This window comes from Halorientalis marina, assembly GCF_023028345.1.
Lineage (GTDB): Archaea > Halobacteriota > Halobacteria > Halobacteriales > Haloarculaceae > Halorientalis > Halorientalis marina.
The window spans coordinates 2,701,604-2,719,159 of the sequence record NZ_CP095487.1; the positions used below are offsets into that span (position 1 = coordinate 2,701,604).

Consider the following 17,556-nt stretch of genomic DNA (forward strand, 5'->3'; position numbering starts at 1 on the left):
GGCGGGTAGAGTGACGAGGCCGCGGGCGGTCACGGACCCCCGACCGCCGGCGCGGGCATCACGAACTACACATGAACGGACGGACCACTGCGATCGGTTTGGCGGTGTTGCTGAGTGTCTCGGTGTTCGCGGGCGTCGGGCTGGCGAACACGCAGGAGCAGCCGACGGTCTCGGCCGGGTCGGATCAGGTGTCCGCCGGGTCGGCGGCCAGCGTCGGGATCGAACTCGACGAGGCCCCGGACGGGCTCCAGGAGTACCAGGTCACGATCGAACTGGAGAACCCACGGGTCGCGAACATCACCGGCGCACAGCCGGGCCAGATCCGCGGCGAAGGGTTCAGCGTCGTCTCGCAGACGTCGAGTTCGATCACGCTCCGCGGGGCCGACTTCGGGAACCGGGTCGGGCCGGGCGACCGCCGGGTCGATCTCGGGACGGTGTTCATGAACGACACCTACGGAGGCGACTCGGAGATCAGCGTGACCGTCGACGGCTTCCGCGACGACAACAGCAACGGGACCAGCCCCACCGCATCGAGCGGCGAACTGATCGTCAGCGGCGGCACGCCGCGCCCGACCGCGACGGCGACGGCGACGCCGACACCGGAACCCACCACGACGACGCCGGCACCGACGACTACCACGCCGGCGCCGACGACGACCGACGACTCGGCGACGCCGACCGACACGACCGTCGCCCCCGAAACCGGCTCGAACGACGACGGCTCGGCGCCGAGCGGCAACACCATCCCGCCGGCGGACGGCTCTGACGGCAGCAACGACGACGGTGGCGACGGCAGCGACGACACGCCGACCGCGACCGACACCTCCTCCTCGGGCGGCCCCGGCTTCACCGCCGGCCTGGCACTGCTCGCAGTCGCCGGCCTGGCGCTGCTCGCCCGGCGGCGAGCCTGATCGGTTCGCGTTTTCACACGGAGTGTCGACCCCTGCGGCTTCCGGTTGCGAAGCGCCGAGTCCGCCGGCCACAAAAAGAAACGGTGAGTGTCGGTCTTAGTCGTCGCTCGGCGCGGCGGCGCCGCCTTCGTCGGCGGAGACGCCGGTTCCGGGCCCGACGTCGATGCCGAGTTCGTCGAGTTTCTCGTCGGGAACGACGCCGTCGACCCAGCCGCGGACCTCGTAGTACTCTTCGAGCATCTGGTCGAGCTCGCAGAGTTCGCCCTCGCTGGCGCCCTGGCCGGGGATTGCCCCGTCGGCGCCCTCGACGAAGCGGTCCGGGAGGGTGTCGTCCTCGCCGTCGAAGCCGGCGAGGTTGTTGTAGTACCGCTCCAGGTTGTAGACGCGCTCGCCGGCCTGCATGAGTTCCTCCTCGGAGACGTCCAGCCCAGTCATGCCGTTGTACTGGAGGACGTACTCCTCGATGCCTTCCGCGAAGGCGTTGAACTTGCAGATGTCGAAGCTATCCGAGATGGCGTGCATGTCCTGGAACGTGGCACACAGTTCGCCCTTGCCGCGCCATTCGTAGGGGTCGACTTCCTCGGGGATACCCAGAATCTCGGCCGCAGGGGTGTAGCCCCGCAGGTGGCAGGCCCCGCGGTTCGAGGTGGCGTAGCCGATGCCCATCCCCTTCATACAGCGCGGGTCGTAGGCGGCCATCGTCTGGCCCTTGACCGCGAGGGAGTTGTCGTGGGCGTCGAACTCCTCGGCGAGGTGATTCGGGCCCTCGGCGAGGTGGTCCGCGAGGTCGCCCTCGCGATGGCCGATCTTCTCGATGAGGTCGATCATCTCCTCGGAGTCGCCCCACTCGATGCCGTCGCCCAGCCCGTCGAATTTGCCCTGTTCGGTCATCTCCATCGCCATCGCGATGGTGTTGCCCGTGTCGATGGTGTCAATCCCGAGGTCGTTACACTTGTCCAGCATGACCGCGATGCGGTCGCGGTCGTCGTGGCCGGAGTTGGGTCCCAGCGCCCACGCGGACTCGTACTCGTAGGACTCCATCCGGACGTTCATCTCCTCGCCTTTGTGCATCGCCTGCACTTCCACTTCCTTCTTGCAGGCGACCGGACAGGAGTGACAGGTCGGCTCGTCGACGAGGATGTTCTCCCGGACGTTCTCGCCGGATACCTTCTCGGCGTCGATGATCCGCTCGCCATCACCCTCGGCGTCGGACATCGCCTCCGTCGAGGTGTACTTGCCGTTTTTCGTGGGTAGACCGTCCATCTCCTCGGTGACGTTGTGCAGGACGTTCGTCCCGTACATCGACAGCCCGCCCTCGTTGGGCGCGGTCACGTCGGACTCCTGGATGGTCTGCATGGCCTGCTTGTGGCCCTCCATGAACGTCTCCTTGTCCGCGGGCTGGGGCATCTTCGTCCCCGATTTCACGACGACGGCCTTCAGGTTCTTGCTGCCCATGACACAGCCGGTACCGCCCCGGCCGGAGGCGCGGTCGTCCTCGTTGACGATACACGAGTACTTGACCTCGTTCTCGCCGGCCTGCCCGATGCCCATGAAGGAGAGGTTCTTGCCGTAGGACCCCTCGACCTCGTCCTCGACGATCTCACGGGTCTCGTGGACGCCTTTCCCCCAGAGGTGGGAGGCGTCCCGCAGTTCGACCTCGCCGTCCTCGACGTACGCGTAGACCGGATCGTCGGCCTGGCCGACGAAGTTCAGCGCGTCGAAGCCGGCCCACTTCAGCCGGGCCCCTGACCACCCGCCGTGGTGGGAGTCCGTGACCTGCCCGGCGATGGGAGATTTCGTGCAGACGGCGATCCGGCCGCTCATCGTGGTCTGAGTTCCCGTGAGCGGTCCGTTCGCGAACGAAAGGAGGTTGTCCGGTCCCAGCGGGTCCACGTCCGGCCCCTGGTCGAAGACGTACTTGACACCCAGCCCACGTGCCCCGATGTACTTCTTCGCGTCCTCGTCGTCAATACCCTCGTACTGTACGTCGCCCGCGCTCAAATCCACGCGCGCAACGTGATCCTGAAAGCCTCCAAGTTCTGTCATAGTTTAACGTGCCATACTTACATACGGACTGTACCCTGTTAATCGTTGTCTGACGGCAGTAACCAGGAACGGTTACGTCTCCGCCGGTGACACAGTTCGGGAAACTATCATCCGTTCATGAATATGAATGGCCTCTCTGCTCCGGCCATATATACGTACCCAGTCGCCTTCCGTCGGTTTCGCTCGTGAGCAGGAAAGACATAGGTGGCTCGCGGCGACAGTCGCGGTATGGGACGCGTTCGGGTGCCGCTGGCGCCGTCGAACGTCCGCTGGGTCGCCGTCGCCGCCGTGGCCGGGGTAATCCTCGCGGCGTCGGTGGCGCGGCCGACCGGTGTCGAGCCCGTGGCGGGGCCGTTCGGTCTCGTCGGCGCCGACAAGTACCTGCACGGCTCCGGATACGCGGTGCTGGCGCTGGCGCTCGCGTACGCGCTGGCCGAGCGAGAGGCGGGCCGGGTCGCCGTCTTCGCCTTCCTCGCGGCCACCGTGTTCGGCGTCGGCGTCGAACTCGTGCAGCTACCGCTCGCCTACCGGACGTTTAGCCTCTGGGACGCGGTGGCGAACGCGACGGGCGCGGCGGTGGTGGCCGTCTGCTGGCGGCCGCTACGGGAGCGGGTGCGGTTCGGTCCGGTAGCGGCCGAAACCGGGGCCGGTTCGTGACGGTGGGCCTATACTCCTCGAACGGGTACGGAGGTGTAATGAGCAAGCCGAGCCCCGAAGTCTACGAGCAGGGGAAGGGCATGGACGCCCACAACCAGGCGATGCGGGAGATCCGCTCCCGGAAGGACGAGACCTACGACCCGCGCGAGCCCACCCGCGTCTGGATCGACGAGGACAACACCCCGGACGGGGTCTACCAGTCGCTCACCATCATCCTCAACACCGGCGGCTGTCGGTGGGCACGGGCCGGCGGCTGTACCATGTGTGGCTACGTCGCCGAGTCCGTCGAAGGGGGTTCGGTCGCCCACGAGGACCTCATGGCGCAGGTCGAGCAGTGTCTCGATCACGAGGAGGAGAACGCCGACGATGAGTGTGGTCTCATCAAAATCTACACCTCCGGATCCTTCCTCGACGAGCGCGAGGTGCCGGCCGAGACCCGCCGGGCCATCGCCGAAACGTTCGCCGACCGCGACCGCATCGTCGTCGAGTCCCTCCCCGATTTCGTCGAGCGCGAGAAGATCGAGGACTTCACCGAGCAGGGCCTGGAGACCGACATCGCGGTCGGGCTAGAGACGGCCACCGACCGCGTGCGCCGGGACTGCGTGAACAAATACTTCGAGTTCGCCGAGTTCGAGCGGGCCTGTGCCGACGCCCGCGACTGCGGTGCCGGCGTGAAGGCGTACCTGCTCATGAAGCCCCCGTTCCTCTCGGAGTCCGAGGCCGTCGACGACATGAAATCCTCCGTACGCCGCTGTGCGGCCGTCGACGGTTGTCACACGGTGTCGATGAACCCGGTGAACGTCCAGCGCCACACGATGGTCGAAGACCTGTTCCACGACGGGGGCTACCGCCCGCCGTGGCTCTGGTCGGTCGCCGAGGTGCTGGAATCGACCGCTGATGCCGACGCAATCGTGATTTCGGACCCCGTCGGTCACGGGAGCGACCGCGGCGCCCACAACTGCGGCGAGTGCGACGATACGGTCCAGAACGCCATCAAGGACTTCGACCTCCGGCAGGACCCGTCGGTGTTCGAGCAGGTGTCCTGCGAGTGCGAGCGGACCTGGGAGGTCGTGCTGGAGCGGGAGACGGGGTACAATCAGCCGCTGGCGCGATAGGACTCAGACCTCGCCGCCGGCCTGCCCGGTCCCGCCGCCGCGGCCGAACAGGCCCATCACTTTCGCGCGGAGTTCGTCGTCGTCGTAGCGTTTCGTCACGTACCAGATGCCGATCTGGGCGACGATGCCGACGCCGACCTGAATCAGGGCCCACGACGGCGGCGTCGGGACGGTCAGTTCGGCCAGTGACTCGACCACGAAGTCCGTCTCCATCGCGGCCCACGTGAAGAAGGCACCCCAGGCCGCGCTGACGAACACGACGACGACCTTCTGGAGGAGGAAGGCGGCGACGGCGCCGATGACCATCCCGCCCAGCACCGCCCCGAGTACGTCGACGGCGAAGAGGTTCGAGATGGGGTCCAGCGACGTATCGGCGTACCAGAGGCCGGCGCCGAAGCCCGTGACCGCGCCGGGGACGACGATCATCACGAGGTAGACCTTCCGGGCGACCCAGAGGCCGACGACGCCGAGCAGGAGCAGGATTGCGACCTGCGGGATGCCGGTCAGGCCCGCGGCGCTGGTCGCGAAGAAGCCGAGACCGGCCCCGAGCAGGAAGCCGAACAGTTTCAGGCCTGTGCGGTAGACGAAGATGCCGGTCAGGGTCAGCACGAGGCCCACGAACAGGAGCGCGGCCGACGTGAGGATGTTCGCCACGGAGGGATCACCTGCCTTCGACTGCGCCCGGCACCGGAATAAGCGTAGTGGCGGCGAGTTCCGGACCAGTAGCAGGTTTCTACCGACCCTCAATCGGTCGGTACACCGGCAGTAAACGGATCATACCTATGTCGGTGCATGGACTGTTTGACGGTGAGTGGCCGCCTGTCGGCCGCTCTGGGGAAGGTATGGAAGAACGACTCGAAACGGTCGTCGACCGTGAGGGGTGGCTGATCGTCCGCGATCCGGCGGTCGAGGGCCGCTGGCTCGCGACCGACTCTGCGGTGACTGCCCCTGACTGAGGGCCTCGTACCCGGCAGTCGGGCAGGGGTGTTGGGTGTGGGACTCGGTTCCGAGCCGCCACGGATCGGTTTTGTGACGGAAGATTTATTCTCGGGCGTGTCACGCAATCAGACGTGTCGGTCCCCGAACCCGACTACAGCCGCCGCCGAGCACTCGCCGCCGCCGTCCTCGCCGGGCTGGCGGTGGCCGTGCTCTCGACCGCGGTGATATGGACGCAGTCCCTCCTGACCCGCGAACTCGCCGCGTCCGGGACGGTGCTGGCCGGGTTTCTGGCCGACGGCGCCGTCTCGCTCGTCTGGTACGCGTGCTTCCTGCTGGCGGTGCTGTTCGTCGTCGGCGGCGGCGCGAACCGCCGCACGCTCACGAACGGTGCCGCGCTCGTCTACGCCGTCGACCTCCTCCCCGCCGTCACCCGGGTGGCGGCGGGCTTTGGCACCCTCGGGCCGCACGTCCTCGTTGCCCCCCTCCCGGCTGTCGGCCGCTTCGTCGCTATCGCCGTGGCCTACTGGCTCGCCCACGAGGGCGGATACGATCGGCTCCGGTCGGCGCTCGGGACCCCCACCCATCCGCTGTTCGCCGTCGTGTCCGGCACCCGTGTCGCGCCGGGACTGACGGTCGGTCGCGGCGTCGTCGCGGCGGCCCTGGCGGGGGTAGTCGGCGTCGCCGCAACCGTCGGTGCCGGCGTCCTGCACGACTTCCTGACGGGCGCGGCGGGGGCCTCAACTATTCGCGTTTCGTTTTTCACTGTTGGCCTCCCGGTCGAGGAGGCTCCGACCGAGTGGCTGTTCGAGACGGCGTTGCTCCTGGCGGTCCTCATCGTCGTCGGGGCGGGGGCGCGGGGGCGTGACCTGCTGACGGGGCTGGCCGTGGTCTTCGGCGTGGGCGCTGGCGTGCGCCTCGCACCGGCCCTGCTCCCGCCCTACGGCGGCGTCGACCTCTGGGCACCGTCGGGGCCGGTCATGGCGCCGCTGGCCGACGCGCTGCTGGTGCTTGGTATCGCGGCCGCCGTCTGGTTGGCCTTCCGCGGCGGGCTCGAGCGCCTCGGCCGGCGACGGGCTTCCCTCGCGGGGTCCCCCTCGGAGTAGGCTACAGCGTGTCGTCGGGGTCGTGCGTCGACATCGTCCGCTCGACCTCGCGTGCGTAGCGGTCCCGCGTCTCCGGGTCGTCGACGGTCCCGAGATCGGACGGCTCGACTTCGACCGAGACCGTCGTCGCCCGTCCCGGCCCGGTGAACGTCGTCAGGGCGCGTTCCTTCCGGTAGTCGCGGCGGCCGTCCGGCGTCGCGTAGGTCAGGATGATCATGTTCTGCTCGTCGTCGCCGTACGTGCGCTCGACGAGCCACACACGGACCGTCTCGGTCTCGCTGGTCGCCGTCATACGAGACACTACGTCCCGTAGCAGTTTCAGTACCACCCTCGCTCCCGCCGAGCGGGAATCCCCGTCACCCTGACGCCGTCCGAGATCGCCGGCTACTCGGCGAAGCCACGGAGGATGCCCCGGCCGTCGGTGGGGCCGACGTCCGCGAGCGTCGCGCGCTCGGGGTGGGGCATCAATACGGCGACGGAGTCGTGCTCGCCGGTGACGCCCGCGACGTTGTGTTTCGAGCCGTTGGGGTTGGCCGCCTCGGTGACCGCGCCGTCGGCGTCGCAGTACCGGAAGAGCACGCGGTCGGCGGCTTCGAGTTCGTCGAGGCGGTCGTCGGGGACCTCGAAGCGGCCCTCGCCGTGGGCGATGGGGAGTTCGATGACGTCGCCCTCGTCGTACGCGGCGGTCCAGGGCGTGTCGGCGTTCTCGACGCGGCAGTGGACGTGCTCACACTGGAAGCGGGCGCTCCGGTTCGTGGTGAACGCGCCCGGGGTGAGGCCCGCCTCGGAGCCGATCTGGGCGCCGTTGCAGACGCCCAGCACCGGCGTCCCGTCCGCGGCGGCCTCGCGCACTTCGTTCATGATGGGCGAGCGAGCGGCCATCGCGCCGGCCCGGAGGTAGTCGCCGTAGGAGAAGCCGCCGGGGAGGACGACGCCCTCGATCTCCGCGGGGAGGCCGTCCTCGTGCCAGACGAGCTCGGCGTCGATGCCGATCTCGGCGAGTGCCTGCACGGCGTCGCGGTCGCAGTTCGAGCCGCCGAACCGGATGACGGCGACTGTCATGCCACCCACCCCGCGAGGTGGGAACAGGGAGTTCCAGACATGGGAGCAGCGATCATGCGTCCGCGGTCGCGCGCTCGGCGACCTCGACCTCGTAGTCGTGGATGGTCGGGTTCGCGAGCAGGCGTTCGGCCATCTCCTCGGCGCGGTCGGCCGCGGCCTCGGCGCTCTCGGCGTCCAGATCGACCTCGAACCGGTCCGCGGAGCGCAGGTCCTCCAGCTCGAATCCCAGCCGTTCGAGCGCGCGCTCGGTCGTCTCGGCCTCGGGGTCCAGCACCCCGTGTTTCAGCCGGACGGTCACTGTCGCGGTGTAAGCAGTCATCACGCGAACTGCGGTCACGGCGGACGAAAACGCTTGTGACTTCCGGACAACCGCCCCCGGATCGACGGCCGCGGCCGGGCTCGTGCCACGTTTAGTGTATAAAGTCACCTAGCATATGTGGCGATAGCGGTATGCACCAGCCTCCGTATTCGTGAAGGTATGACGCAAGTGGAGGACACGAGCCGCGAGATGCGGCTGGACCCGGACTCGTTCGCGCAGGGTTACTTCAAAAACGCCGTCTACCGTCACTGGGACCCCTACGAGGACATCCCACAGGAACTGCTGGAGACCGACAGGGAGAACCTGCTCGCCCAGGAGGGCCAGGCCGCCAGCGAGGAGCAGTTCGACGCCTTCCGTGGCTCCGTCGCGCTGTTCGGCGCGGGGGAGGAGGCGGTGACGGAGGACCTGATGCCGCTGGCGCTGGTGCTCGAGGACATCAACGACCAGATGTTCATCTCCAGCCAGATCTACGAGGAGGCCAAACACACCCAGTTTTTCGACCGCTACTGGCGAGAGGTCATCAATCCCGTCGCGGAGGAGCGTGGCTACGAGGTGCGAATGCCGACGTATCAGGGCTTTTTCTCCGACGGCTACGTCGACCTGTTCGACCGCACCGAGGAGGCCATGCACCGCCTGCTCGACGAGGACACGCCCGAGAACCGCGCGCAGGCCTACTGTCACTACCACCTCGTCGTCGAGTCAGTCCTCGCACAGACGGGCTACTACGGGCTGACCGCCCGGTTCGGCGAGGGGGAATCGGACGTGTACGACGACGACATCGAGACGCCACACCTCCCCGGCCTCGTCGAGGGAATCAGCAAAATCCGCAGTGACGAGGGCCGTCACGTCGGCTTCGGGATGCAGAAGGTCCGTCATCTCATCCACGAGGAGGGCGTCGACGACGGCGTCGTCCAGGAGACGCTCCAGTCGCTGTTGCCGCTGGTCTCGGACACCGTCCAGGCGAACCAGACCGAGGCCACGGATTCGACGCCACTCGTCGGGTACGCCTCCGACAAACTCACTCGCCGCATCGAAATCCTGACCGACCGCGACGCGGAGGTACCACCCGTCGACGAACTCGTGAAACTCGACGGCGCGGGCGAGCAGGCCGCCGACTGAGCCGGCGTAGCAGTCGGGTCCAGCCCCCCTCACACGAGCGTCGAGAGGACGGTCGCTTCCACCTTCTGGAGGTGCTCGGAGACGGTGCCGGCGCTGACGCCGAGTTCCGCCGCGATCTCCTCGTAGGTCGTCTCGCGAGGGATCTCGTAGTAGCCGTTCTCGACGGCGACCGAGAGCACCTCGCGCTGGCGGTCGGTCAACAGCGCCGCCGCCTCGTCGAGATCGGGCTTGTAGTCGCCGGTCTCTTCGAGGCGGACCTCGACCGTGTCGGGGGCATCGGCGACGGCCCGCTGGAGCGTCCGGTCGTCCCCGAGGAGCGTGACGCGCAGTTCCTCGGTGTCGCCGGCCGTCCGGTTCGTGAACTCGATGGGCGTGTCGATCAACACCTGGTGTTCCCGCTCGATGGTGAGCAACTGCCGGACGGTCTCGTTCGCGTCCCCGTGGATGTAGGCGTATCCCTCCTCCCGGCCGAACACCTCACACTGACGCACGTCGGCGCGTTCCTCGAGGATGGAGCGAGCGCGTCCGAGGTCGCCCCGGAGCCTGGTGAGCATCAACACGGTCCCGTCGTCGAGCATCGTGATGTGCTGGATACCCTCGTGGATCACGTCGGGGTGGCTAGCGATGGTCCGGCCGACGCTCGTGAACCCCTCCTCGGCGACGATAGTGAACGTCGCGTATCGCATCTCAGAGCGGGCGCCACTCGCTGTCCTGGTCGGCGAGTCCACGCACGCGCAGTTCCGTCGCGCCGTCGGCCTCCCGGAGGTCGACCCGCCCGTCGAAGGGCTGCGTGATGGAACTGAGCGTCCGCTCGTCGACCGAAGTCGGGTCGACGACGCAGACGGCGATGCCGTCGGCGGTCCGGACGCGGCCGGTCAGGGTGTGCAGGAACCGAAAGACCGGCTGAATCTCGTCGGCGTACATCAACAGCGTGGTGATCGAGAACACCCCGGTACGGACCCGCTCGATCCCCTCGCCGAACAGCCCTTCGTACAGCGATGAGAACTCGATGCCGATGCCGGTGAGGTCGCTCGGACTCCGGACTTTTCGGATGTTCTCGTCGTCGCTCTCGGCCGCCGTCCCGCACTCAATGACTGCCATCCGCTCGCGGGCGAACGTGCCGCCTGCCCTCTCGTAGGCGGTGAGCAGTTCCTCGCCGCTGTCGTCGACGGCGACGAACAGCGTCCCGTCGCGTCGGCGTTCACCGCCGGCGAGCATCCGCAACCCCAACGCCTCGGTGCCGGCCAGCGCTGGACCGGCGACGAGCAGGCTCGTCCCCGGCTCGACCGGTTCTATCGGTACGCCCTCGAACTCGTACCCCGGTTTCGCGCCCTGACTCATGGTCGGTCCTCCGTCGTGGTGCCGGCAACCACTGACTCGTCTCCCGACTCGACACCAGCCTCGGCCTCGGCGAGCCGTCGACGGAGCTCCAGCTGGTCCATCACCTCGTCTGCGAGCAGTCGCAGGTACCGGGCGTCCGCCTCGCTGAACGTCCGCGGCTCGTCGTGTGTGAGACAGAAGCTCCCGATGGCCGCGCCGTCCGGCGTCCGCATCGGCGCACCGGCGTACGACCGGATGTTCAGTTCGTCGAGCGCCTCGTTGTGTTCGAAGCGGGGGTCGGCCTGGACGTCCGAGACGAGCATGACGTCCTCTTCGAGGATGGCGTGGGTACACATCGTGTTCTCGCGGTCGAGCTGCTCGTAGTCGTCGCCGCGACAGGAGAGGAACCGCTCTTCGTGTTCGCCGACGATTCCGATGAAGGCCACGTCCACCTCGAAGTGGGTGCGTGCGAGTTCGGTCAGCCGGTCGAAGGCCGGTCCGATCTCCTCGTCGGCGAGGTCGTATCGGTCGAGGGCGGCCAGCCGCTCGTCCTCGTCGTCGGGCAACGGATACCCGACCTGGCTGCGGAGGGTGAGCATCTCCTCTATCAGTTCCGCGAGCCGTGCGGCCGCGCCCTCGCTCCCTTTCGGCAGGTACTCGGCGACGACGCCCTGGAACTCGTCGGTTTCGATGTCCGCGGGGTGGCGGTCGGTGTAGAGGATACACGGCGTATCGGGTGCCGTCGCACGGACCGTGGCGAGCAGGTCCAATCCGGTTCCGTCCGAGAAGTCGTACTCGGTGACGACACAGTCGATGTCGCCGTCCTCGATCCGTGCCGTCGCGGTCGCCACGTCGGAGACGCCGACAGCGTCCATCCCGGCCGCCGAGATGGCACTGACGGTCTCCGCACGTGTCGCGTCGTCCTCGTCGGCGCACAGCACCGTAGTCTGACTCATCGGCTCTATCGCCGTCTTCGGTCCCCTGCTACAAATTTCTGTGGCGCGACTCCGTAAGCCGAAAAACAAGCTTTTTCGCCCGTGGCGGCTGACCCATTCCACGATGACCGACAGCGCAGGGCGGAGGTGGCGTCCGTGACACGTGCGAAGCACAAACTGACCGAGGTCACGGTCGTCGGCGAGGACGACACCGGACTCATCGCGAACGTCACGACGCTTTTGTTCGAGCGCGGAGTCAACATCGAGGACCTCGACCAGGCCGTCCGGGAGGGCGTCTTCCGCATGACCATGCACGTCGACACGGACGGAATGGTCTGCACCGAGGAGAAACTCCGCGAGGACCTCAACGACCTCGGCGACGAGCTCGGGGTCGACATCCAGGTCCGGTTCCCCGCCGACCGCGAGACGCAGTCCATCGCCGTCCTCGTCACCAAGGAGTCCCACTGTCTGGAGGCCCTCTTCGAGGCCTGGGCCAACGGCGACCTCGGTGCCGACATCGGCGTCGTCATCGGCAACCACTCCGACCTCCAGCCCCTCGCCGCGAAGTACGACGTGCCCTTCCACGACATCGGCGACGAGAAGGGCAATCCCGACGAGGAGCAGTTGCTCGACCTCCTCTCGGAGTACGACGCCGACCTCGTCGTCCTCGCGCGGTATATGCGCATCCTCAGCCCCGACGTGGTCTTTCGCTACGAGAGCCGCATCATCAACGTCCACCCCTCCCTCCTCCCCGCCTTCCCCGGTGCCTCCGCGTACATGCAGGCCATCGAGGAAGGCGTCCGCATCGCCGGCGTGACCGCCCACTACGTCACGACCGACCTCGACCAGGGGCCCATCATCACCCAGCGGTCGTTCAACGTCCCCGACGACGCCGCCGAGGAGGACCTCCAGCGCATCGGCCAGCCCCTGGAAGCCGACGCGCTGCTCGAGGCTATCGACCTCCACCTCAACGACGCCGTCTCCGTCCACCGCGGGCGGACCCGCCTCCGGGACGACCTCGACACCGACGAGGTACAACTGGGCGCACCCGACGCGCTCGACGAGGAGAACCCCGACCGCCCCATCGACGGCCTCGGCGAAATCGTCGCCGACCGCGACGGCGACAGCGAGAGCGAAACCGAAGCCGACTGAGGGTGACTGCGGCCGCCGGCTCATCCGTCGCGGAGGGTACAAAAGGGACCGGCGGTTGACGGCTCGTTAAGTTTATTACGGATGTCAGCACAGAATAAATCAAGATGAACGGGCGCAATCTCATCGATGCGGGCGGTGTGTTCCTGGTGATCGGGGGGCTGGTGACGGCGGCGTACCTGGCGACCGAGGCGAACTTCGGCTTCATCCTGCCGGTCCTCTACCAGATGAACATGGCAATCGGCATCTTCGCCGCCGGGCTGATCGTCCTCTCGAAGCCCAAACTGGCGCCGGTCGGTGCCGGACTCGGCGCCTTCCTCGCGGTGGACACCTACTTCATCTCCTACAACGATCCGCTGTGGGCGCTGGTGACCGTCATCGGTGCCGTCCTCTGTCTCCTCGGCTGGGGCCTGTCACTGTTCGGGGGCCGGGCCGAGGCGCAGACCACGACCGCCTGATTCCGCCGTCAGTTTCGATCCGGAACAGCCAGCGTCACAGTTCTCGTACCGCGTCGACAGCGTCGTCGATAGTCGGCGCCGCGAACAGTTCGCGTCCGAGGTAGGCGTTGGCGCCGGCGGTGTAGAGGTCGCGGGCGACCCCGAGCACGTCCTCGGACAGGGAATCGGGCGAGCGGTCACAGAGTGACTTCCAGTCGGCGACGTCCTCGGCTTTCGCTCGCTCTTTGGCGTCGGCGACGGCATCGACCCACTCCGGTTGGGTGCGCTTGTGGTACTGCCGGATGACTTCCTTCGAGACCTCCTGGCCGTCGTAGGAGAAGCGGTTCTCGTCGAAGGTCCCGACCACGTCGGCGACGTGAATCTCGCCGTCGTAGTAGAAGCACTCGATCTTGCCGTCCTCGTGGACGAAGCCGGCCTCGCGAGCGCGTTCGGTGACGATCTCGTTGACGGCCAGCGCCACGTCCTCGAGGGCCGCGACGGTCGGCTCGCCGGCGATGCGGTCGGCCTCGGTCCGGCCGAGGTAGCGGTCGCTCTCCTCCAGTTTCGTGGAGAACTCGACGACCGGCTCCGGGAGGTCGACGACCTCGTCGGGCCACGCCTCGAAGTCGAGGCCGAAGTCGGCGGGCTCGGCCCGCGAGCGGAGGCTGGAGCCGACCGGGACGGTGTTGCGGAAGACGACTTCGAGGGGGATCAGATAGTTGTCGCCGGCCGCGTCGAAGTAGGCCTCGTAGTCGTAGTCGCGGCCGTCGTGGGGCAGGTCGGGGACCTGCGTGAGGTCGATAGCCATCTCGGTGGGCGGCTCGTCGGCCGCCTCTAGCGGCACCGTCTCGCCGTCGGCGACGACCCCGCGGTAGTGGGTGGGGATGCCCGCGGCCTCCAGCAGTTCGAAGTTGAACGCGCCCATGGCACAGAGGCTCGCGCCCTTGTCTGGAATCGCGTCTGGCATCTTCCCCCAGTCGAACACGGAGTAGTCGTCGGTGAACACGAAGGCACCGCGGCCGAGGGCGTCGGCGGTGGCCGGTTCCGCGACCCGGAACTCCTTGACCGAGGTCATCGACCCCACCTCCACAGGCCGGTCGGCGGCGTGTCACGTCTCGTCATCGTGCGAGCGTTCCGGCCCCAGCACTAAGACGTTTCCACTGTCGACCGACCGGAATCAGTTTTGAGAAAGTGGCGGCAAAAGTAAAGGTCGGTGGTGGTCGACTCCCGAGCAGTCCGCGATGGTGTTGACGGCTCTCTGGTTGGGCGGGTACGCGCTGGTCGCGGTGACGCTGGCCGCGTTCGCGTACGTCTACTGGGACGACCGGTCGGTGCGTGGCAGCGAGTTCCTCCTGCTGGGAGCGACCGTCGCCACCGGGACGACGCTCCTGTACGTCGGTCTGCTCGTCGTCCCGTCGCTCCCGTTCAAGATACTCGTCTGGAAGGGCGTCCAGACGATGTCCACCATCGTCCTCTTTTGCTGGTTCGTCTTCGTCGTCCGGTGGACCGGCCACGAACGGCTGTCTGCCTGGCGGTCGCTCGCGCTCGTCGCCCTCCCGCTCGCCGTCTTCGACCTGCTCCGGCTGACCAACGAGTCGCCGTGGGTAGAGGGGCTGCACTCGCTGTACTGGCAGAGCGCGACTATCGCCGAGCCGGTCGGCCTCCTCGTGCCCATCCGGTTCTCCTTCGGCGTCGTCGACGTGCTGGAGATCGGGTACAGCGCGCTCGTCGTGGCGGCAACACTGGCGCTTCTGGTCGCGTTCGCGGCCCGGGGCGAACAGCGGGTCTACCGGGCACGGAACGCCCTGCTCGCGACCGCGCCGGCGGCCGCGCTCGCGACGGTCGCGGCCTTCGCCTTGCTCGGGGTCGCGTTCGACCCGCAGCCGGTCGCCTACGTCGTCGGCAACACGTTCGTCGTGATCGCGCTCCTCCAGTTCGGCGCCTTCGACGCCGTCTCGCTCCCCGAGGACGGCCTGCTCGAAGCCATCGACGGCGGCGTGCTCGTCTACGGCACCGACGGCCGGGTGATCGACCTGAACCGGCTGGCGAAGTCGGTGATGGGCGTCTCCGACGACGTGGTCGGCCGAGAGGTCGTGACGACGGTCGAGGTGGCCGACACGCTCCCGAACCTCCGGACCGACGGCGCGGGGACGACGGCGGGCGGGGGCTCCCTCCGTGACCCCGGCTCGGTCGGCGAGATGCTCGACGGCCACGAGTTCACGACGACCGTCGGCGGCGAGGCGCGGACCTTCGTCGTGCGCGTCTCGCGGCTCACCGACACCTCGGACAACCACCTCGGCTGGACCGTCCTCTTCTACGACGTGACCGACCTCCGGCAAAAACAGCAGGAACTCGACCTGCTCAAGCAGGTCCTCTCGCGGGTCCTCCGACACAACGTCCGCAACGAACTCACCGTGATCAAGGCCAACGCCAAGATGCTCGAAGAGGAGGGGTCGGGCCTGGCGAAGGAGCGTGCCGGGACCATCGTCGAGAAAAGCGAGACGCTGCTCGACGCCAGCGAGAAGGCCCGAACCGTCGAGCGTCTACTCGAGGGTGACCGCGACCGGAGCGAACTCGACCTGGTCGAAGTCGTCGAGTCGTACATCGCCGACGAGGCGCGGGCGACGTTCCCCGGGACGACGTTCGAGGTGGACCTGCCGGCGTCCCTGCGGGTGGAGGCTCACTGGGCGTTGCCGGTGGCCGTCGAGAACGTCATCGAGAACGCCGCCGAACACAACGACAGCGACGACCCGCAGGTGAAGGTGTCGGTCGAGCGCCAGGGGTCGATGGCCGCGCTGAAGGTCGCGGACAACGGTCCCGGCGTCTCCCACGCGGAACTGGAAGTGCTGGAACGGCGCGAGGAGACACAGCTCGAACACGGCAGCGGCGTCGGACTCTGGTTGGTCGACTGGATCGTCGACCTCTCGCAGGGGAACCTCACCTACGAGACCCGCGAGCCACGGGGGACCGTCGCGACGGTGACCGTGCCGGCACTGGAGTGAACGCGACGGTGGCCCCGCCGCGAACTACCGGCCGTATGTTGCGGTTTCCGCGCCGTTTATGACCGTCGAGGGACAGTGGTGGACAATGGCAGACCCGCGCGAGCCGTCGGTTAACGTCCCGCGGGGCGAGTTCGACTTCGACCACCGCCCGGAGACCGACCAGTCCTTCGAGAACGCGCTGGCGAAGGCCCGGGCTGGCGACCGCCTCGCCGTCGCCGATGCCGTCGAACTCCTCACCACGGGCAGCGACAGCGAGGGGATCGACCGCCGGCGCAAGGAGCGCGTCCTGGAGGCCGCCGACCGCCGCCGCGCCGAGGAGGTCGGCGAGGTCGTCACCTTCGTCGCCAACCTCAACAACAACGTCACGACGGCCTGTAACACCGGCTGCCTGTTCTGTAACTTCAAGGACCGCTCCGAGCAGTTCCGCTCCAGTCACGAAGCCGACCACCCCGGCTTCACGAAGACACCCGCCGAGTCACGCGAAATCGTCGAACGAGCCGTCGACCGCGGCATCTACGAGGTCACGTCGGTCTCGGGACTGCACCCCGCGTTCGCGCTCGACGCCGAGCACCGCGAACGCCTCGAAACGAGCGACCGCGAGGACCTGAACTACCGGCCACCAGGCGAGTACGACACCAACCCGGGGACCTACTGCGAGCAACTGCGGGCGATGAGCGTCGGCGGCGTCCACGTCCACTCGATGACGCCCGAGGAGGCCTACCACGCCCGCCGAGGCACCGACTGGTCCTACGAGGAGGTGTACGGCCGGCTACAGGACGCCGGCCTCGACAGCGTGCCGGGCACGGCCGCCGAAATCCTCGTCGACGAGGTGCGCGAAGTCATCTGTCCCGCCAAAATCGATACCGCGGAGTGGCTCGAAGCGATGGAGGCCGCCGCGAACGTCGGGCTCGACCTCACGTCGACCATCATGTACGGCCACGTCGAGAACGAGGCCCACCGCGCGCTCCATCTGGACCGCGTCCGGGAGTTACAGGACCGGACCGGCGCGATCACGGAGTTCGTCCCCCTCTCTTTCGTCCACCACGACACGCCCCTGCACGACCGTGGGATGGTCGACGGCGGCGCGACGACCGACGAGGACGAACTCATGATCGCCGTCTCACGGCTCTACCTCGACAACATCGAGCATATCCAGTCCTCGTGGGTGAAGTACGGCGACGCACAGGGGCTGAAGATGCTCACCTGTGGCGCCGACGACTTCATGGGCACCATTCTCTCGGAGGAGATCACCAAACGCGCCGGCGGCGAGTTCGGCGAGTACCGCTCGGTCGCGGAGTACGTCGACATGATTTCCGCGGTCGGCCGGGTCCCGGCCGAACGTTCGACGGACTACCGGACGATCAGGACGGTCGACCCCGCCGACCGCCCACACGGCCCGGAACTCGGCCCGACGGCCGACGGGACGCCGCTCGTGGAGTGAA

18 protein-coding genes are annotated in these 17,556 nt (G+C 67.7%); 9 read left to right on the plus strand and 9 right to left on the minus strand.

All coding sequences use genetic code 11. The features are described 5' to 3' along the window. Nucleotides 1–71: 71 nt before the first annotated feature. Nucleotides 72–911 carry a PGF-CTERM sorting domain-containing protein gene (locus MUG96_RS13890; protein WP_246983667.1) on the plus strand — a complete coding sequence of 280 codons (840 nt, stop codon included), beginning with the start codon at nt 72–74 and terminating at the stop codon, nt 909–911. Between the two features lie 96 nt (nt 912–1,007). Here MUG96_RS13890 and MUG96_RS13895 read toward each other — a convergent pair whose 3' ends face one another. Then, on the minus strand, nt 1,008–2,957 hold the full coding sequence (locus MUG96_RS13895; protein ID WP_246983669.1) for an aldehyde ferredoxin oxidoreductase family protein: 1,950 nt from the start codon (nt 2,955–2,957) through the stop codon (nt 1,008–1,010). Between the two features lie 228 nt (nt 2,958–3,185). Between MUG96_RS13895 and MUG96_RS13900 the strand changes: the two genes are divergently transcribed. Both MUG96_RS13900 and MUG96_RS13905 read left to right on the plus strand, forming a co-directional pair. Beyond that, on the plus strand, nt 3,186–3,614 hold the full coding sequence (locus MUG96_RS13900) for a VanZ family protein (protein WP_246983671.1): 429 nt from the start codon (nt 3,186–3,188) through the stop codon (nt 3,612–3,614). Between the two features lie 38 nt (nt 3,615–3,652). Further along, nucleotides 3,653–4,729 (plus strand): archaeosine biosynthesis radical SAM protein RaSEA, encoded by a 1,077-nt coding sequence (locus tag MUG96_RS13905; protein WP_246983673.1) that lies wholly within the window; start codon nt 3,653–3,655, stop codon nt 4,727–4,729. A 3-nt stretch (nt 4,730–4,732) separates the two neighbouring features. On the opposite strand, the gene MUG96_RS13910 is transcribed toward MUG96_RS13905, so the two are convergent. Then, nucleotides 4,733–5,383, minus strand: a complete 651-nt coding sequence (locus MUG96_RS13910) for a hypothetical protein (RefSeq protein WP_246983675.1) — start codon at nt 5,381–5,383, stop codon at nt 4,733–4,735. Between the two features lie 416 nt (nt 5,384–5,799). Here MUG96_RS13910 and MUG96_RS13915 point away from each other — a divergent pair, with 416 nt between their 5' ends. Continuing rightward, complete coding sequence (locus MUG96_RS13915) at nt 5,800–6,771, plus strand: hypothetical protein (protein WP_246983677.1); 972 nt, start codon at nt 5,800–5,802, stop codon at nt 6,769–6,771. Nucleotide 6,772: 1 nt separating this feature from the next. Here the strand turns inward: MUG96_RS13915 and MUG96_RS13920 are convergent, their stop codons facing one another. The 3 genes from MUG96_RS13920 to purS form a co-directional block, all read right to left on the minus strand. Continuing rightward, the gene (locus MUG96_RS13920; RefSeq protein WP_246983679.1) at nt 6,773–7,063 is read right to left on the minus strand and encodes a DUF7967 family protein; all 291 of its coding nucleotides are present in this window, start codon (nt 7,061–7,063) and stop codon (nt 6,773–6,775) included. Between the two features lie 92 nt (nt 7,064–7,155). Next, nucleotides 7,156–7,833 (minus strand): phosphoribosylformylglycinamidine synthase I, encoded by a 678-nt coding sequence (purQ, locus tag MUG96_RS13925; protein ID WP_246983681.1) that lies wholly within the window; start codon nt 7,831–7,833, stop codon nt 7,156–7,158. Between the two features lie 52 nt (nt 7,834–7,885). Further along, on the minus strand, nt 7,886–8,152 hold the full coding sequence (purS, locus tag MUG96_RS13930; protein WP_246983683.1) for a phosphoribosylformylglycinamidine synthase subunit PurS: 267 nt from the start codon (nt 8,150–8,152) through the stop codon (nt 7,886–7,888). 159 nt (nt 8,153–8,311) lie between these two features. On the opposite strand from purS, the gene MUG96_RS13935 reads away from it, so the two are divergent. Further along, the gene (locus tag MUG96_RS13935; RefSeq protein ID WP_246983685.1) at nt 8,312–9,271 is read left to right on the plus strand and encodes a ferritin family protein; all 960 of its coding nucleotides are present in this window, start codon (nt 8,312–8,314) and stop codon (nt 9,269–9,271) included. A gap of 29 nt (nt 9,272–9,300) precedes the next feature. Here MUG96_RS13935 and MUG96_RS13940 read toward each other — a convergent pair whose 3' ends face one another. From MUG96_RS13940 to MUG96_RS13950, 3 genes are read right to left on the minus strand one after another with little or no spacing between them, the layout of a single operon-like run. After that, entirely contained in the window at nt 9,301–9,957 is a 657-nt protein-coding gene (locus tag MUG96_RS13940; protein WP_246983687.1) for a helix-turn-helix domain-containing protein, read from the minus strand. Between the two features lies 1 nt (nt 9,958). Beyond that, on the minus strand, nt 9,959–10,612 hold the full coding sequence (locus MUG96_RS13945) for an RAD55 family ATPase (RefSeq protein WP_246983688.1): 654 nt from the start codon (nt 10,610–10,612) through the stop codon (nt 9,959–9,961). Continuing rightward, entirely contained in the window at nt 10,609–11,547 is a 939-nt protein-coding gene (locus tag MUG96_RS13950; protein ID WP_246983689.1) for a GAF domain-containing protein, read from the minus strand. Before MUG96_RS13950 ends, MUG96_RS13945 begins: the two co-directional genes overlap by 4 nt. A 126-nt stretch (nt 11,548–11,673) precedes the next feature. On the opposite strand from MUG96_RS13950, the gene MUG96_RS13955 reads away from it, so the two are divergent. Both MUG96_RS13955 and MUG96_RS13960 read left to right on the plus strand, forming a co-directional pair. Beyond that, the gene (locus MUG96_RS13955; RefSeq protein WP_246988687.1) at nt 11,674–12,678 is read left to right on the plus strand and encodes a formyltetrahydrofolate deformylase; all 1,005 of its coding nucleotides are present in this window, start codon (nt 11,674–11,676) and stop codon (nt 12,676–12,678) included. A 104-nt stretch (nt 12,679–12,782) separates the two neighbouring features. Further along, nucleotides 12,783–13,133, plus strand: coding sequence for a hypothetical protein (locus tag MUG96_RS13960; RefSeq protein ID WP_246983690.1), 351 nt, complete (start codon nt 12,783–12,785; stop codon nt 13,131–13,133). 34 nt (nt 13,134–13,167) lie between these two features. Here the strand turns inward: MUG96_RS13960 and MUG96_RS13965 are convergent, their stop codons facing one another. After that, the gene (locus MUG96_RS13965) at nt 13,168–14,187 is read right to left on the minus strand and encodes a phosphoribosylaminoimidazolesuccinocarboxamide synthase (RefSeq protein ID WP_246983691.1); all 1,020 of its coding nucleotides are present in this window, start codon (nt 14,185–14,187) and stop codon (nt 13,168–13,170) included. A 166-nt stretch (nt 14,188–14,353) separates the two neighbouring features. On the opposite strand from MUG96_RS13965, the gene MUG96_RS13970 reads away from it, so the two are divergent. Both MUG96_RS13970 and cofH read left to right on the plus strand, forming a co-directional pair. Next, on the plus strand, nt 14,354–16,114 hold the full coding sequence (locus tag MUG96_RS13970) for a sensor histidine kinase (RefSeq protein WP_246983692.1): 1,761 nt from the start codon (nt 14,354–14,356) through the stop codon (nt 16,112–16,114). Between the two features lie 85 nt (nt 16,115–16,199). Continuing rightward, complete coding sequence (gene cofH, locus MUG96_RS13975; RefSeq protein ID WP_246983693.1) at nt 16,200–17,555, plus strand: 7,8-didemethyl-8-hydroxy-5-deazariboflavin synthase subunit CofH; 1,356 nt, start codon at nt 16,200–16,202, stop codon at nt 17,553–17,555. Nucleotide 17,556: the final 1 nt, after the last annotated feature.

Excerpts from the sequence above, each read along its gene's own strand:
- MUG96_RS13890 (WP_246983667.1), top strand. The coding sequence starts at position 72 with ATGAACGGACGGACCACTGCGATCGGTTTGGCGGTGTTGCTGAGTGTC.
- MUG96_RS13895 (WP_246983669.1), bottom strand. The coding sequence starts at position 2,957 with ATGACAGAACTTGGAGGCTTTCAGGATCACGTTGCGCGCGTGGATTTG.
- MUG96_RS13900 (WP_246983671.1), top strand. The coding sequence starts at position 3,186 with ATGGGACGCGTTCGGGTGCCGCTGGCGCCGTCGAACGTCCGCTGGGTC.
- MUG96_RS13905 (WP_246983673.1), top strand. The coding sequence starts at position 3,653 with ATGAGCAAGCCGAGCCCCGAAGTCTACGAGCAGGGGAAGGGCATGGAC.
- MUG96_RS13920 (WP_246983679.1), bottom strand. The coding sequence starts at position 7,063 with ATGACGGCGACCAGCGAGACCGAGACGGTCCGTGTGTGGCTCGTCGAG.
- purQ (WP_246983681.1), bottom strand. The coding sequence starts at position 7,833 with ATGACAGTCGCCGTCATCCGGTTCGGCGGCTCGAACTGCGACCGCGAC.
- purS (WP_246983683.1), bottom strand. The coding sequence starts at position 8,152 with ATGACTGCTTACACCGCGACAGTGACCGTCCGGCTGAAACACGGGGTG.
- MUG96_RS13935 (WP_246983685.1), top strand. The coding sequence starts at position 8,312 with ATGACGCAAGTGGAGGACACGAGCCGCGAGATGCGGCTGGACCCGGAC.
- MUG96_RS13940 (WP_246983687.1), bottom strand. The coding sequence starts at position 9,957 with ATGCGATACGCGACGTTCACTATCGTCGCCGAGGAGGGGTTCACGAGC.
- MUG96_RS13945 (WP_246983688.1), bottom strand. The coding sequence starts at position 10,612 with ATGAGTCAGGGCGCGAAACCGGGGTACGAGTTCGAGGGCGTACCGATA.
- MUG96_RS13950 (WP_246983689.1), bottom strand. The coding sequence starts at position 11,547 with ATGAGTCAGACTACGGTGCTGTGCGCCGACGAGGACGACGCGACACGT.
- MUG96_RS13960 (WP_246983690.1), top strand. The coding sequence starts at position 12,783 with ATGAACGGGCGCAATCTCATCGATGCGGGCGGTGTGTTCCTGGTGATC.
- MUG96_RS13965 (WP_246983691.1), bottom strand. The coding sequence starts at position 14,187 with ATGACCTCGGTCAAGGAGTTCCGGGTCGCGGAACCGGCCACCGCCGAC.
- MUG96_RS13970 (WP_246983692.1), top strand. The coding sequence starts at position 14,354 with ATGGTGTTGACGGCTCTCTGGTTGGGCGGGTACGCGCTGGTCGCGGTG.
- cofH (WP_246983693.1), top strand. The coding sequence starts at position 16,200 with ATGGCAGACCCGCGCGAGCCGTCGGTTAACGTCCCGCGGGGCGAGTTC.